The sequence below is a fragment of the Streptomyces sp. NBC_00554 genome (assembly GCF_041431135.1).
Taxonomy (GTDB): domain Bacteria; phylum Actinomycetota; class Actinomycetes; order Streptomycetales; family Streptomycetaceae; genus Streptomyces.
The window spans coordinates 1,737,557-1,752,866 of sequence record NZ_CP107799.1; the positions used below are offsets into that span (position 1 = coordinate 1,737,557).

A 15,310-nucleotide genomic window follows, 5' to 3' on the forward strand; every position below is an offset into this window, starting at 1 on the left:
CTGCCGGCACACCGTTGCCGGACAACACCGCAAGCCAGTACAGACCCACAGGTTCATCCTGTGGCTACGAGCATTCGCTGCCCTACTCCGGCAAGGTGACCGCGCCCAGCTCGATCAGGGCCTCCGCGGTTGCCACGATGGTGTCCCTGACGTCCAGGGGCTCCCAGCCAAGGACGGAACTGGCCTTCTCGTGGCTGATGTTGGGGATCCGGCCCTCCAGAACGGCGGCGTCCTTCAGCGCGGGCTCGGTCTTCGCACCCTCGCGTACCTGCTCGATGGTCAGTTCCGTCGCGGGCAGCCGGTCGGCCGCGGCGGGGAATTGCTCGCGAAGGATGTTCGCGATCTTGAACAGGCTCGATGATCCACTGTTGGCGAGGAATCGCTCGCCCGCCGCCTTCGGGTGCAGCATCGCGCGCAGATGCAGGTCCACGACGTCACGCACGTCGACGACGCCGAAGTTCCAGACCGGCACCACGGACAGCGCGCCGGCCATGAGGGCCTTGACCAGTCCGATGGAGCCCGAGGGCCGGTCCACGAGCTGGGGGCCGAAGATGCCCGTGGGATTGACGACCGCCAGCTCAATGCCCCCGTTGGTCTTGACGTAGTCCCACGCCGCAGTCTCGGCCAGCACCTTCGACTTGTGGTAGGCGGGCAGCCCGGGGGTGTCCGGGTCGGTCCAGTTCTCCTCCGTGTAGTGGTTGTCGGGCGTCAGGGTGTACCCGACCGCGGCGAAGGAGGACGTCATCACGACCCGAGGGATCCCGGCGTCGCGGGCGGCGGCGATCACCCGCAGTGCGCCGTCGCGGGCGGGGAGGATGACCTCGTCCTCCGTCTCGGGAGGAGTGGGCGGGAAGGGCGACGCGTGGTGCAGGACGTGCGCGATCCCGTCCATGGCCTGCGCCCAGCCATCGTCGGCGCTGAGGTCCGCGACCGCGAACTCCAGCAGGTCCGACCGATCGACTCCGGCCTGCCGGAGCGCCTCCAGCACTTGAGCCTCCTGCGCGGGCCCCCGGACCGCCGCCCGGATGCGATGACCCTCGCGCAACAGGCGGACGACCGTGTGGGAGCCGACGAAACCGCTGCCGCCGGTGACCAGCACCTTCTCGTCTTCGGGGAATGAGAGGTCTTCTGTGTTCATTGCGCTCAGTCCTTCACAGTGGAGTGGTGCCCGCGCCGAAGGGCTGCTGGTTCAGCCTTTGCCCGTCGGGCGCCAGAAGGTTGTTTTCGAGGTCCGACTCCGCGCCGGTGGACAGTCGGCGCACCACGGCGAACAGCCACGGGGTGCCCGGGAGGCTGTCGCGGGGCCATATCGTTATCCGGAATACGTTCCGGTAAGACCAAGTTAACCGGAATGCGTTCCGGATGCAAGCGGGACTCGACAGGGCCGCGAATGGAAGTCCGGGCGCGGGCAGGGCACACCCCGCACCGCGGGAGCCGACTCCCGGCCGCCCGACCTGCGGCCCTGGCCCACGCCCGTCCGCCTGGGAGTTAGCATGCAAATGGAATAGATTCCGCTTCCTAGGGGTGACTGTGACCGGAACCGAGACGACTCAGCGCAGACCGCGCGCGGACGGGCAGCGCAATCGCGCCCGCATCCTCGAGGCGGCACTGCGCCTGTTCGTCGAGCGGGGTCCCGACGTCCCCTTCACCGAGATCGCCAAACAGGCCGGCGTCGGTGTCGGCACCGTCTACCGCCACTTCCCGGCCCGCGAAGACCTCATCGAGGCGGCCTACCGCTCGGAACTGGATGCCGTCTGCGCCGGGGCCGTAGAACTGCTGGAGCAGGTGCCACCCCAAGACGCCCTGCGGATCTGGATGGACCGGTTCGTCGACTACTGGGCCACCAAGATCGGCCTGACGGAGGCGCTCGAAGCCGTCGTGGCCGCGGGCAGGGACCCGTTCGCACAGAGCCGCGGGCTGGTCGACGAAGCCGTCGGCACGCTGCTGGCGGCAACCGCGGCGGCGGGGGCCACGCGTCCCGAGATCGAAGCGGACGATGTGGTGGTGGCCCTCAGCGGTATCGCCATGGTCGCGCCTGTGCTCGAGGACCACGATCAGGTGAGCCGGGTGCTCGACCTCCTTTACGAGGGAATCCGCGTCCGGCCCTGAGCGGCAGGGGTGAGGATCGGTGAAGTCCAGGGATCCTCACTGCGGTTGTCGTCCTCGTCCAAGCCGGGCGCGTCCGGGTGGTCGCGTGGCGGCGGCGAAGTCGCCCCAGTCGAAGTCCTCCTGGTGGGTGAGGGCGTGGACGCCGCCGCTGAGGACGGCTCCGATGCCTGCGCCGATGCACATCGTGCAGTTGCCGGAGCGGTTGGCGGGGTCGTACCGACCGGGTCTAGCTGTTGCCGACGTGATGCTTCACAGCAGTCGGACGCGCAGTACGCCGGTCAGCATCGGGAGAGTGAACGCGCCGCCGGCGGTCTCAGGTCTGCTCGCGAGGAAAGCGCGGATCCGGCCCAGTGTGGCTTCTTGTTCCTGTTCTGGCATGACCAGTACCCCCGCGCGCGTTGCGATGGTCGCGACGAGGGAGTCGGCGGTGCGGCGCTGCCCGTGCGCGAACTCGGCCTGCTCCGGCGAGCCGAACCGGGCAGCCACGCCAGTCTTTGGAAGGTGCATGTCCGCCGTCTCGGCGCGCCAACTGGTGGGCGTGTCACGCGGGCCGATGGCCGCGCTCCCGCTGACCCGCGCGAGCCCGGCAACCCACTCAACCCCGTCGTCCATGACGTTCCACAGTCCGGCCAGGATCCCCCCGGGGGCGAGGACCCTGGCGATCTCGGGTCCCGCGACGGCCATGTCGAACCAATGCATGGCGTTGCCGGCCAGCACGGCATCAACGGACGAGTCCGGCAGCGGTATCTCCTCGGCGCTACCCGGCAGGGCACGCACAGCCGGCAGCGAGCGGCACAGTTCGGCCAGCATCGCCGGGTCGGGCTCGACCGCGATGACTTCGGAACCCAGCGCGACCAGTGTGGCGGTTAGCTTGCCGGTTCCAGCGCCGAGGTCGAGCACGCGCGGGCCGGGCGCGGGCTCCAGCGCCCAACGCACCGCAGCCTGCGCGTAGTCCGGACGATGCTCGGCGTATTCGACTGCCGCTGCGCCGAACGACGAAGCGTCGAGGAGCCGTTCGTCCTGATCCATACGGATACGCTATCGGCGCTGTTGACGGTCGACCAGCCCTCCTCACCACGTCGGCGGCGGCCACCCGATAGCGCTGCTAAAGGGTGTGTTGCATGGGCGGAGACCACAAGGACCTGCTGGACCGTGCCCGACAGCGTCGCCGCTCTGAGTACCTGCTGTCTCTCCACTTCCCCCGGTCAGGCATGAACTCCGCGGCGTCGAGGAGGAGTTGGACCGTCGCCTGGGTCCGGGAAACACGGAGGTGGTCGGTGGCGCCGGTCATGGGCTTGCCGAAGGCTCTGGAGGCAGCTGCGCGGGTGCGGATCGTCGAGCTGAACGGGGAGGCGGAGGCCGAGGCGACGCTCGCCAGCCCCCCCTCGCCTTACAGCCTTCCCCACAGGCGCGGCCCCCGCACGGTCCGAGCATCCCGCCCAGACGCTGTCCGGCCCCCTGCGGGGCGCCGCCGCCTGGGGGCCGCCGTCTTCTCCCCAGTTGGCGCGGCGCCATTCGCCGCCTCTCGTAGTGGGGCAGAGACCCTCAGGGAGCAATTCCGACGCCGTCGATGCGGCTCCAGTTTTTCTCCTGGGCCGCGGTCATGGCCGGCCAGACGAGCCCGCCCGGCCGTGCGTTGACCCGTGAGGCGTACGAGCCCGGGTGGAAGCCCGGATCGTAGAAGCAGCCGGTGCCGTATGTGCGGTCGAACGCCGCGCAGGATGCCGCGATCGACCGGGGCGTCGGCTTCTTTCCGGTGCGCACCCACGTGTTCAGGGCGGAGATGGAGTTGGCGTACTCGGAGTTGCTCAGCCCGCTGTGCTCGCTCTCTCCGGTGAACGTCTGCACCAAGTGCCTTTCCCGGTGCGCGCCTTGGAGGGCGGCTCGGTAGGCCGCCTCGTGTTCGACGAATGCCGTTGGGTCGTCGATGGCGTGGAGGGTGAGGACCGGGATGGAGACCTTGCCGGTGAGGTCGCTGTCGTAGGACAGGTCCCGTACGGCGGTCGGGTCGGCGGAGAACCGCTCTACGCCGGCGTTGAGCGCCTTGTCGTCATGTGAACCGGAGTACCGCACACCCTGGTTGCTGAACGGATTGCGGTCGCCCAGCCGGTTGTGCACGATGTCGCGGAAGGTGAAGGTCGCGAACCGCAGGTGCGACTCCAGGGTGCGCTCGGGGATCTTTGTGACGGCGAGGATGTCGTCGAGGTTCCGCTGCTGCAGCACGGTCCGCTCCTGTGGGGCGGAAGCAAATCCCGTGCATTCCTGCAGGCGGGCGCGGAGCCCGGCGGCCGTCATGGTCGAGTCGGCGCGCAGCCCTTGCCACAGCGGGTACTGAGGCTCGCTGGGACGCGGGTGGTTCTGGCAGTAGTACTGGTAGACCACGCGCAGGTCGACCCGGTAGTCGTAGCCGCGTGAGCCGCCGCCGAGGACGCCGTTGGTGAGCAGGGCTCCGTCGTACGGGCCGTTCTTCTTCCCGTAGGTCTCCACGACCTTGGCGGCGACGTTCCCGCCCCAGGACTGGCCGTGCACGTAGGTCCGCTTCGGCTTGCCGAACTCCTCGACGAACAGGCGGCGCAGGTTCTCGGTGTCGGCGGCCGCCATCCGGGTGCCGTAGCCACCGCGACGATAGGACGAGCCGGCCCAGGCGTAGCCCTCGTCCACCATGACCGACCAGCGGTCCAGATCGTCGACGCTGCGGCCGGGATCAGAGCCTTCACCGAGGTCGGGACCGCCGTGGGCGTGCACGACGAGCGAACCGTTCCATGTCTTGGGGATGGCGATCGCGTAGTAGGCCCCGTTGGCGTCCTGGCCGGTGTAGCACGTTGCCTTTTCCGCCAGGCTTGACGGGCATGCGGTGGATACCGGCCCGCCCGCATCCGCGTGAGCCGAAGGTGTGCTCGTGAGTGCGCCGATGACCACCCCCGCAAGGCAGGCTGCCAGCCCCACCCGGCGCTGCTTACCGGACCGGAACCAGTTGGGGATACGTGCGAGCGTTCTGGACCTGTCCAAGGTGCGGCTCCCTGTCCTCGCGGGCGCACCGTTGCGCCGCGAGTCGTGATGCTAAGGAGGCTGCGGCCGAGGAACCACGTTCTTGATCATTATGTTCATAGTGTTCGCACAGCACTGCGCCGTCCCACGGGCCGAATGTGGACCGGCCGTGGTGCCGTCGGAGGGGTGCCCGCGAAGGACCACCGCAACTACTTCGACTTCCACATCAACCACGTAAGGATCTCGCGGTGGAGCCGATACTGATTGACCGCTCGTCCTGGCCGCAGGACGGCAGGATCGGCCGTATCACCGCAGGCGAGTACGCAGGGTCCTATCTGCTCCTCGCCGCGGAGATCAATGACTTATGGGCCTTCTACATCAGTGAAGACCCGAGAGCCGGAAAGGTCGACGAGCTCGCAGCCGACGACTTCTGGGCAACAGAGGGGGACACACCTCGTCTTGTCGAGGAGATGGCGGTTGACTGGGCCGACGAATCGCAGGACGCGGCACTGGAGAAGGAGATCTTCGACATCCGCAGCGAATGGCACAAACGGCGCCGTAGAGGCTCCATCATCCGGTCACTGTTCCGACGTCCGGAACAGTCCGGCTGATCCACCTTGGGGCCACCGGCCGGAGCGGGCTTCCGGCCGGTGGCCCCACTCGCAGCAGCGGCCGCACAACCAGCCGTACCAGGCACCCCGGCTGCACCCTCGTCAGCACCCGGATCCCGTCGCAGCCGAACGCTCCTCCTGCAAGCGGCTACGAACCCTTCAACTCCTCGATGCGCTGAGCGAGTTCGGGTGCAAGGCTCTGCATCTCCGCCGTGTCCTTGCCATCGGCCGCCACGCGGAGCTTCCTCAGGTCCGTGTCCACCGACGCGGGATCCTGAGCCTCGTGCCGCACCCGCTCCCACACGAGCTCCAGGCCTGTGACGTCGCCCGCCGCGGCGCCCTCGTTCCCGGCCTTCGCGTCGATCCTCAACTGGCGTGACCAGAGGGCGAGTCGGTCCAGGTCGACCATCGGCACAGGCTCGTAGCGGAGCCGCAGGTCCGTCACGTTCTGGGCGACGCGCAGGGCAGGGCCCGCCGCCTGCTCACCGTCCCCGGCCTTCTCCAGGGCGGTGAGGTCACGCTCCATCTGCCGCTCCAACAGGTCCGGTACGGCGTCGGAGACACGGTATGCGTCCCACGCGGCGCGGACCTCGCGGACGGTGGCGGCCCCTGGCGACTCGTGGGCCTCAACGACCGTGCGATCCAGGGCGGCCAGCTGGGCAGGCAGCGGGCCCGGCTTCGCGTCAGTGGGCACGGCGAGCGACACCGCCTCCAAGTCGCCGCCCTTCTTACCGGTCGAGAACTCCCCGTACCCCGGCGCGAACACCTTCTCCTCGGTCGAGCCGTCCATGTGCAGCTCACGGACGGTCATCGCGCCCTTGGCCCTGCCGTAAGGTCCGTCGACGATCTGGCCCACGACCTGGACGGTGACCTCCTCGAAGACGATCTCCGGCAGGTTCTCCGGACGGTAGACGTCGCCCTTCTTCGGGACCGCCGGCATGATCATCGCGGCCGGTGCGTTGTCGTGGCCCGCCTGCCATGTGCCGTCGGTGTCGGCGACGACGCCGTTTTCGTAGTTGAAGACGTTCTCGCCGAGGTACCAGACGGAACCGTCGTCGGCCTGTGCGTACCAGTCGAGGGCGACCTCATTGATCCGGCCGTCGGAGAAGGCTGCGTACTGGCTGATCCTGGCCTGGACCGGCTTGCCGTTCACCTCGATGGTCTTCGTGCCGGGCAGCAGGCTGACCTCGGTGCGGAAGGGTTTGCCGTCCACCTGTCCGCCCATGATGGTCTGCGTGACCTCGCTGGTGGGGTGGAGCGGGTTGGTGATCCGGGTCGAGTGGGTGAAGCGCGGCTCGGTGAGGTCGACCCGGTCCTTCTCGGGCGCCGTGGGCAGGCAGGACGAGCCGGCCCTGCCCGTGGTCTCGTCGACGACGCGAACGCAGGCGCTCGGCTCGGTCTTGCCGGCCGTACCGCCCCCGGAACACGCGCCTGCCAGCAGCGCGGCGGCGGTGACGGAGGCTCCGGTCAGCAGTGTGCGGCGATGGGTGTTCATGGCGCCTCCTTGGGCGTGCTCCTTTGGGCGTGTGGCCTGCCCCGAGGGTCCCGCGCACGCGCTGAATGGACGCTGAACACACCTGAACGCATTCTCAGCGATCCGGGGTGGGGCTCCGTTTGGCGGCCGGCAACTGCGGGTTCCATGCAACCCGTCGCGCCCACGCGGCGGAGCCGCACGGTGTCACAGCCCCGCTCCGCCTACGGATTGCTGGCCAATGTCACCGTGAACCTCGCCCCGCCCAGCCCCGGCGCCGTCCCCACCCTCACCGTCCCCCCGTGCGCCGCCACCAGCTCGGCAACGATCGCCAGGCCCAGGCCGGCTCCACCCTGCCCCCGCGCACGGGCCTCGTCCAGGCGTACGAAGCGTTGGAAGATCCGGGCCCGCTCCCCCTCCGCCACCCCGGGCCCGTCGTCGTCCACATCCAGCCGTACGACGCCCACGGTGGTGCCGAGTGTCAGGGCGACCCGGGAGCGCGCGTGACGGGCGGCGTTCTCGGCGAGGTTTCGGACCACGCGGCGCAGTGCGTCCTCGTCGCCCAGGACCCGCCCGGCCGAGACCCCGCCGCTGTCGACGCGCGGACCGTCCTGCCGTTCCCGCAGCCGCCGGGCCTCCTCGAGGACCAGGTCGTCCAGGTCGACGGGGCGTCGCCGCAGCCGGATCGCCTCCTCGTCGGCGCGGGCGAGGAACAGGAGGTCGTCCACGAGGCGCTGCATGCGTACGGCCTCGTCCAGGACCGTCCCGGCCAGCCGCCCGGCGTCCGCACGCCCCGGGTGGGCGAGGGCCACCTCGGCGTGCTGCCGTACCGTGGCGACGGGTGAGCGCAGTTCGTGGGAGGCGTCCGATACGAAGCGCCGTTGCGCCGCCTCGGCCTGTGCGACCCGTCGCAATGTCCGGCCCACGGCCACCCAGGTCGCAGCGGCCGCCAGGAGCAGCAGCACGGGCAGACCGATGAGCAGCATCCGGGTGACCGTGGAGGTGGCCTCGGCGACCCCGGCGGGTGTACGGCCGTCCAGGACCGTGAGTCTCCGGTCGCCGTCCCGCGCCCCGACCGCCACTACCAGGAACGGGTCCTCGTCGATCGGGGTGTCGACCTCGGTGCTGCCGCCGGGACGCAGCCGGGCCAGCGCCGGAAGTCCCTCGACGTTCGAGCTCGCCGCGACGACCGTCCCCCGCTGGTCGACCACCTGCAGGAACTCCTCGTCGGGATCAGCCACTGTCACTTCGGGCACCCCGCGCCCCGCCTCGATGACCTGGGCCACCTCGCCGGCGCGGGTGCGCGCGGCGTCCCGTACGTCGTTGGTCAGCTCGGCCCGCAGCCCCAGCACCAGGACGGTGCCCCCTGCGACCAGTGCGAGTGCCACTGCCAGGACGGTGATCACCGTGGCCCGGACACGCACGGCCCGCAGGCGCCGTCGCTTAGCCGCCATCCGGCACCAGCCGGTACCCGTGCCCCCGCAGGGTCCGCAGCGAGTCCCGCCCGAAAGGACGGTCGATCTTGTTGCGCAGCCGCCGCACGTACACCTCGACGATGTTCGGATCGCCCTCGAAGTCGTCGCCCCACACGTGATCGAGGATCGTCCGCTTGCTCATGGCCTCGCCCGCCCGCCGCATCAGGAACTCCAACACGGCCAACTCCCGTGCCGTGACCTCGATCTGACGCCCGGCCCGGGTCACCGTGCGTGCGGCCGGGTCCAGCCGCAGGTCGCCCACCGTGAGCACGGCGGGCCGCTCGCGCGCCTCGCGCCGCAGCAGCGCCCGCAGCCGGGCGAGCAGCACGGCGTACGAGACGGGCTTGGTGAGGTAGTCGTCGGCGCCGGTGTCGAGGCCCTCGACCTCGTCCCACTCGCCCTCCTTGGCGGTGAGCATGAGGATCGGCGTCCAGTCGCCCTCACCGCGCAGCGCCCGGCAGACCCGGTAGCCGTTGAGGCGCGGCAGCATGATGTCGAGGACGATCGCGTCGTACGCGTTCTCGCGCGCCATCCACAGTCCGTCGACCCCGTCGAGCGCGACGTCCACGGCGAAGCCCTCGGCCTCCAGCCCATCCCTGAGCCCGGCTGCGAACCGCTCCTCGTCCTCGATGACCAGCACGCGCATACGGCTCACCCTACGGAAGCGGGTGGCGGTGACAAGCGGAAGCGGTCGTACGGGCGGAGCCGCGAGCTCCGGACGGTGTACGCCGCTCGGGTTCGGCGCGCCCCTTGACGTCACACAGTTCCAGCTTCACATTCCTCGCTCCATCCCAGAAACAGAGGTGAACGGACCTCTCACATCCGGCGGAGCATCACGGCCTCCCACCCCGCCCCCGACCGGCACGGCGATCGGCTGGGCGTGGCTGACGCCCTCGTCCCCACTGTTCATGGCTACAGCAATGCCAGTACCACTCCCGATGAGGGCGGCCGAGAGCACGGCCCCCGCCGATCCCCTTCGCCTTTACGTCTCATCCGGTCACCGCAACCCTCGACCGCTGTGTGCGGCCGAGCCAAGGGATTCACGGTGCGCCAGGCCGACTGAACAGACGCTGAAAGATTCTGAACGAGCGGTCAGCCTCGTAGACACCGCCCAGTACGGGATGGATCGGCTGCCCACATCCCCAGCCCACCGACCCCAGAAAGGAGAGGCGAGACCAGGAACCCGCCGGAACGACAAAGCACCCGCGCCCGGCCGAGTGCCGGAGGCGAGTGCCGGTTTCCCCTGCCCGTAGAACGGGGCCTGTGGGGCAAAGATGTGTCCGAGGTCGGAGTTTGAACCGAAAACCCAATCGGTCATCCTGTGCGCTGACCTGGAGATTCAGGTCAAGCCGCATTCGACGCCGTGGGACCACTGCTCCTGATCGGCTGGGCGGAGGTCGGCCCCGGCCTCCTACAGGCCATCAGCAGCATCCAGAGCCGAGACGTCACACGCCCAACCGGGTTCGCGACTGAACCGCACCTCAAGAAATGACAGGGTGTTCAAGATGAAGACGACCTCCAAGCCGCAGGTCTCTGGGATCGGCAGAGAACGAAATTGATCGTCTGTGCTCCCTCACGACCAGTGGGCGGGGCACCGTTCGGCGCCCCGCCCAGGCGTGTGCTGCCTGCTTTCTGTCACGGCCCGGCCGGGGTGGAAGGGTGTCCTTCGTATGTGTTCAACCGGGTTGCGCCGTAGTGCTACCCGATGTCGTAGCCGGTGATCTCGCCCATCCACTTGATCAGGTCGCCCGCGTCCTCGTTGGCGCCGTGGCCGCCGTCCCAGTACATCTTGAGGCTGACGTCGTCGCCGAGGTTCTGCGTCTTGAGGGCGAGGTTGGTGATCGCGGTCAGCGAGTGCGTGGTGTCGCTGGTGCCGATCCGCAGCCACCAATGCCTCGCCCGCCGCGGGTTGCGCTCCTCCAGGTAGGTCATCGGGTTGGTCAGCTTGACCTTGTGAGGGATGTCGCGATCAATCGTGGCGGTTTTGTCGCCGGTCGCGTACTGGAGACCGAAGTTGGTGAAGTGCCGGGAGTTGTGGGTCTCGTCGCCGAAATAGCCAGGCTCCGGCTGCGCCAAGGCCTTGTCGTCGAAGGCGGGCACGGAACGGGACCGGGCGATGTGCGCGATGTATCCGTCCCAGGAGAAAGACGCCTTGTCGCCCGCCCACTTGATGAAGGGGTTGGCGGTCAGGTAGGTCGTCCTGTCGGCCTCGGAGAGGGCCCGCAGATGGCTGGTCGCGGCCGGCTGTACGTAGTTCTCCAGCAGGTACCGGTCGTAGTTGGCGGCCGTCACCCGGCCGAACCGGCCCACGCCATGGAGGCCGAGGGACGCCTGGTACTCCGCGAACTGTGCGGTGAGCTGCTTCGAGGCGGTCTGGTCAACCAGCTCGCCGTTCAGCTTGGCCGCGCTGAACATCCACTCGTAGGCCTTGTCGGCGTTGCCGAGGTCGATGATGGGGCAGAAGACGGCGGAGGCGAACACCGCGTCGCTCGCCTCGGCCGCGCCGATCTCCCGGAGGTAGGAGTCGAACAGCGGGCTCCCTACCGAAGCGCCCATCATCGAGGAGAAGTTGCCGCCGGCGCTGCCGCCGTTGGTGATGATCTTGCTGGGGTTGCCGGGCAGCACGCCCCTGTTCTTGTGGACGTACCGCAGTGCGGCTTTCAGGTCTACGAGGGCGGCGGGAGCCTTGCCGTAGTACTTGCCGTCCTTGACGTTCTCCCGTCCACGCGCGCCCGAGGTGACCACGACGTAGCCGGCCGCGAGGGCCAGCGCCGAATTGTCACCCTGGTCGCCCGCCCCGGGGGGAAGCGGCGGCCTGGTCGTGGGCGTCGCGGTCGGGGTGGCGCTGGGGTCGGCCGAGGAACTGTCGCTCGGGGACGGGCTGGAGCCGCCGCCGGGGTTCGTGCGGCCGGCGGGCGTGCCGGAGAGGAAGCCGCCGAGCGGGATGGAGAAGAAGATCGGAGCGTGGGAGGCGTCGACGGCCTGCCCGTCGATCTCGACCGGCTGCTCGACGTTGAGGCACTGGTAGGTCGGGTCCACGGGATTGGCGACGTAGACGATGTTCTCCCAGAACCGGTACGTGATGCTCTTAGTGGCACCGTCGGCCGTCGTGACGGTCTTGACCTTCGTTGTGTAGGAGTCCTTGGGGAACGTCAGCGTGCCTACGGTCGCAGCCTCCGCGCCCTGCGTTCCGCCGTAGTACATGGCGGCGGTCGTTACTGCAGCGGTGGCTGCCATGCCGGAAAGGAAAATTCGGCGCTTCACATCAACATCCTTCACGGAGTGCGGGTTTGTGTGACGTCATGGACAACGGGCGACACTCCTTGACACGAACAAGCAGCTGATGCTGTGCTTTTCCTGAGAAAGAGCGTCACGCCGGGTCGATATCGGGCAATTCCGTCGCAGTTTCCCCGGCACGGTTGGGTGAGGCCGAAGGAGACGCAATGGTCTCGTCGCGTGGGGGGAAGCCATGGATTCAAACTGCCTTCTGAAAACCGGTTCCCGCGTCCCCTGAATGCCGTCTCTCGCGCATACGGTGCCTGCCGTATCGTGCCCCGCGGTGTACGTGGGTCGGCGTAGGGCGAACCGTCGACCGGATCCCTTGAACACCGCGAAGGCGCAGGTGGATCCGTGTGCGCGAAGAGTCGCCGCGGATGGGGTGACCGCGGTGCCGTACGACGGTGCGGTACGACGGGTGGGGTGTCCCGGCCGGTTGTGGCGCGTACCGTGAACGGCGTCAACTGTGTGGACGCGCCCTGTCGCGAGAAAAGACCGGCCGGACTCCGGAGAGGGTGAGTGCGCTGGAAGGAATCCGCCGCCGGACGCTCGGCAATCCGTTCCTGGTCGATGGGTTGCTCGCCATTGTCGGGGTCGCCCTCATTCTCCCGGGATTCTTTCGGGCGGGCGTCTCGGTGTGGCCCGCGATGCTGTTCTCCCTGTTTTCGGCAGGGCCGCTGACAGTGCGACGGAGTATGCCGGCGGCCGCGCTCGCGGGGACGACCGTCGGCTACCTTCTCGCCCTGCTCTGGATGAGGGAGCCGGGCCCGGGAATCGTGTCCTGTCTGGTGGCCCTGTATTCCGAGGCCGTGGCGGCCCCGCGTACCCGCGCTCTGATCACCGGCGCGATCGCCGGGACCATGATCCAGCTCTTCACATCGATCGTGACAGGGGTTCACATCTTCGCCCCGGCCAACCTCATGCTGATCGCGTGGCTCGGCGCGGCAACCGCCATCGGTGACGCCACCAGGAACCGCCGCGCCTACATCCAGGCCATCAAGGACCGCGCCCTGCGCGCCGAACGGACCCGGGAGGTGGAGGCGTCCCAGCGGGTCGCCGAGGAGCGCCTACGGCTCGCCCGCGACCTGCACGACATCGTGGCCCACAGCATCACTGTGATCAACTTCCAGGCCGGGGCGGCCGCCCACCTGCTGCGACGGGAGCCCGACGCGGCCGAGGCGGCCATCGAGCACGTCATCACGGCGAGTGGCACCACCCTCGCCGAGCTCGGCACCATGCTGACCGTTCTGCGCCAACCCGGCGGCGAGCCACCCCTGTCGGAGCCCATACCCGCTCTCGACCGCCTCGACGATCTGCTCGACGGCTTCCGGGCCGCCGGCCTGGTGATCGACATACAGCGCGGCGGAGGGACTTTCACCCTGAGCCCGGCCGTCAGCATGGCCGGCTACCGCATCATCCAGGAGTCACTGACCAACGCGCTCAAGTACGCCACGCCCCGGTCCGCGACGATCCGTCTGTCCTTCGCCGCCCACCGGCTTCGGATCACGGTGGTCAACCCGGTGACCCGCACCGAGGACGGGCGGCATTCCTCCTGGGGCACCGGCCGTGGCCTGCTGGGTCTGCGCGAGCGAGCCGCCTCCGTCGGCGGTCGCCTCGACATCGCGGAGGGCCGCGAGGAGTTCAGCGTGGACGCGTTCCTTCCCGCGCTCCCCACGAAGCCCTGAACCCCGGCTCCGGCCGGCGCCCTTCGGCCTCGGTACCGGGCTAGCGTCCCGCGGCCGCGGGGCGGACGAGCCCTGCCTGGTAGGCGCTCACCACGAGCTGTGCCCGGTCGCGAGCCCCGATCTTGGCCATGGCCCGGTGCACATGGGTGCGGACGGTCTGACGGGAGATGATCAGGTACTCGGCGATCGCCTGGTTGGACAGTCCCTCGGCCACCAGCGCCACGATCTCCCGCTCGCGGTCGGTGAGTTCGGCCAGTTCTCCGGAGAGAGCGGCCGGCGGTCCGTCGGGCAGCGAAAGGTACTTCGTGATCAAGGTCTGGGTAGCCTTGGGCGACAGCAGGGCCTCGCCGCGCGCCGCAACTCGGATGGCCTCCGGCAGTTCCGCGGGGCGCATGCCCTTCCCCAGAAAGCCGCACGCCCCGGCCCGCAGTGCCTGCAGGACGTACTCGTCCACCTCGTAGGTGGTGAGGATCACGATGCGGACGCTGTCCAGATCCGGATCCGCGGTGATCTCCCGCGTGGCCGCCAGACCGTCCAACTCCGGCATACGGATGTCCATCAGCACGATGTCCGGTGTGGTGCGGCGGACGACTTCGATGGCCTCGTGGCCAGTCTCAGCCTCTCCCACCACCTCCAGGTCGTCGGCCGAGTCGATCAGAATGCGGAATCCACCCCGCAGCAGAGCTTGATCGTCGGCAATGACCACCCGGATCATGGCGTCCTTCATGCCGTCACCCTACGACAGAGCGGAGAGTTCGTCTCCGGCTACGGCGATGGAGATCGCCGCCGCCCGTCACTCCCCCCGTGAAGGCCAAGGGCCGGGACGGTGACGGCAGCGGCGATCGGGAGGCCGGCCGGTGCTCAGCCGGTCGGATGCCCGCCAGTTGCGGACGCAGCCGACGTCGTGGACGTGTCGTCAATCCGAACGGCTCGCTTCGCCGCCTGGATCTGCTCGTAGACGTGCGTTCGCAGTTCGGTGAAGCGAGGGGCGACCCGGGTGTGCAGTTGATCCCGTTCGTCGGGCAGGTCGATGTGGAGCTCGTCCTGCACGATGGTCGGCGAGGCGGAGAGGACGATTACCCGCTCGCCGAGGTAGACCGCCTCGTCGATGTCGTGGGTGACGAAGAGGATGGTGATCCCGCGCTCGTGCCACAGGACCCGTACCAGGTCCTCCAAGTCGGCGCGGGTCTGCGCGTCGACCGCCGCGAACGGCTCATCCATCAGGAGGACTTGGGGCTCGTAGGCCAGCGCGCGGGCGATCGCCACGCGCTGCTGCATCCCCCCGGACAACTGCCAGGGGTAGGCGTCGGCGGCGTCCGGGAGTCCCACCGACCGCAGTGCGTCGGTGACCAGCTCCCGGCGTTTCGCCTTCGGTATCCCCTTCTCCTTCAGGGGGAGTTCGACGTTGCCGGCGACCTTCATCCAGGGGAAGAGGCTGCGCCCGTACTCCTGGAAGACGATCGCCATTCCGGGCGGCGGGCCGGTCACCGGTACGCCGTCGAGGAGCACCTCTCCCGAGGTCGGGCTGAGCAGGCCGCCCATGCACTTCAGCAGGGTCGTCTTGCCGCAGCCCGACGGTCCCACCAGACAGACGAGTTCACCGGCCTTCACGGTGAAGGTGAGGTCGCGGACCGCCTCCACCTGCCGGCCGGACCCTTGGTAGGTCTTCCGGAGGCCACGTACGTCGAGCATGGT

12 protein-coding genes are annotated in these 15,310 nt (G+C 68.9%); 3 read left to right on the plus strand and 9 right to left on the minus strand.

Annotated features, from left to right (window positions below):
• Positions 1-82: 82 nt before the first annotated feature.
• Positions 83-1,138, minus strand: a complete 1,056-nt coding sequence (locus OG266_RS07755; protein ID WP_371544006.1) for an NAD-dependent epimerase/dehydratase family protein — start codon at positions 1,136-1,138, stop codon at positions 83-85.
• A gap of 392 nt (positions 1,139-1,530) precedes the next feature.
• On the opposite strand from OG266_RS07755, the gene OG266_RS07760 reads away from it, so the two are divergent.
• Positions 1,531-2,109, plus strand: a complete 579-nt coding sequence (locus OG266_RS07760) for a TetR/AcrR family transcriptional regulator (RefSeq protein ID WP_371544008.1) — start codon at positions 1,531-1,533, stop codon at positions 2,107-2,109.
• 249 nt (positions 2,110-2,358) lie between these two features.
• Here the strand turns inward: OG266_RS07760 and OG266_RS07765 are convergent, their stop codons facing one another.
• On the minus strand, positions 2,359-3,138 hold the full coding sequence (locus OG266_RS07765) for a class I SAM-dependent methyltransferase (protein ID WP_371544010.1): 780 nt from the start codon (positions 3,136-3,138) through the stop codon (positions 2,359-2,361).
• A 516-nt stretch (positions 3,139-3,654) separates the two neighbouring features.
• Positions 3,655-5,022, minus strand: a complete 1,368-nt coding sequence (locus OG266_RS07770; RefSeq protein WP_371552684.1) for a hypothetical protein — start codon at positions 5,020-5,022, stop codon at positions 3,655-3,657.
• A gap of 323 nt (positions 5,023-5,345) precedes the next feature.
• Between OG266_RS07770 and OG266_RS07775 the strand changes: the two genes are divergently transcribed.
• Entirely contained in the window at positions 5,346-5,708 is a 363-nt protein-coding gene (locus OG266_RS07775) for a hypothetical protein (RefSeq protein ID WP_371544012.1), read from the plus strand.
• Positions 5,709-5,856: 148 nt separating this feature from the next.
• Here OG266_RS07775 and OG266_RS07780 read toward each other — a convergent pair whose 3' ends face one another.
• The 4 genes from OG266_RS07780 to OG266_RS07795 all read right to left on the minus strand — a co-directional run bounded on the left by OG266_RS07780 (position 5,857) and on the right by OG266_RS07795 (position 11,891).
• Positions 5,857-7,203: a hypothetical protein gene (locus OG266_RS07780; RefSeq protein ID WP_371544014.1), complete on the minus strand. Its 1,347-nt coding sequence runs from the start codon at positions 7,201-7,203 to the stop codon at positions 5,857-5,859.
• A gap of 200 nt (positions 7,204-7,403) precedes the next feature.
• Positions 7,404-8,567, minus strand: coding sequence for a sensor histidine kinase (locus OG266_RS07785; protein ID WP_371544015.1), 1,164 nt, complete (start codon positions 8,565-8,567; stop codon positions 7,404-7,406).
• Positions 8,568-8,622: 55 nt separating this feature from the next.
• Positions 8,623-9,300: a response regulator transcription factor gene (locus OG266_RS07790; RefSeq protein WP_371544016.1), complete on the minus strand. Its 678-nt coding sequence runs from the start codon at positions 9,298-9,300 to the stop codon at positions 8,623-8,625.
• A 1,052-nt stretch (positions 9,301-10,352) separates the two neighbouring features.
• Positions 10,353-11,891: a subtype B tannase gene (locus tag OG266_RS07795; protein WP_371544018.1), complete on the minus strand. Its 1,539-nt coding sequence runs from the start codon at positions 11,889-11,891 to the stop codon at positions 10,353-10,355.
• Positions 11,892-12,445: 554 nt separating this feature from the next.
• On the opposite strand from OG266_RS07795, the gene OG266_RS07800 reads away from it, so the two are divergent.
• Complete coding sequence (locus OG266_RS07800; protein ID WP_371544020.1) at positions 12,446-13,615, plus strand: sensor histidine kinase; 1,170 nt, start codon at positions 12,446-12,448, stop codon at positions 13,613-13,615.
• Between the two features lie 40 nt (positions 13,616-13,655).
• Here the strand turns inward: OG266_RS07800 and OG266_RS07805 are convergent, their stop codons facing one another.
• A complete protein-coding gene (locus OG266_RS07805) occupies positions 13,656-14,342 on the minus strand; it encodes a response regulator transcription factor (RefSeq protein ID WP_266473277.1) in 687 nt (228 codons plus the stop codon).
• 134 nt (positions 14,343-14,476) lie between these two features.
• Positions 14,477-15,307 carry an ABC transporter ATP-binding protein gene (locus tag OG266_RS07810; protein WP_371544022.1) on the minus strand — a complete coding sequence of 277 codons (831 nt, stop codon included), beginning with the start codon at positions 15,305-15,307 and terminating at the stop codon, positions 14,477-14,479.
• Positions 15,308-15,310 lie beyond the last annotated feature (3 nt).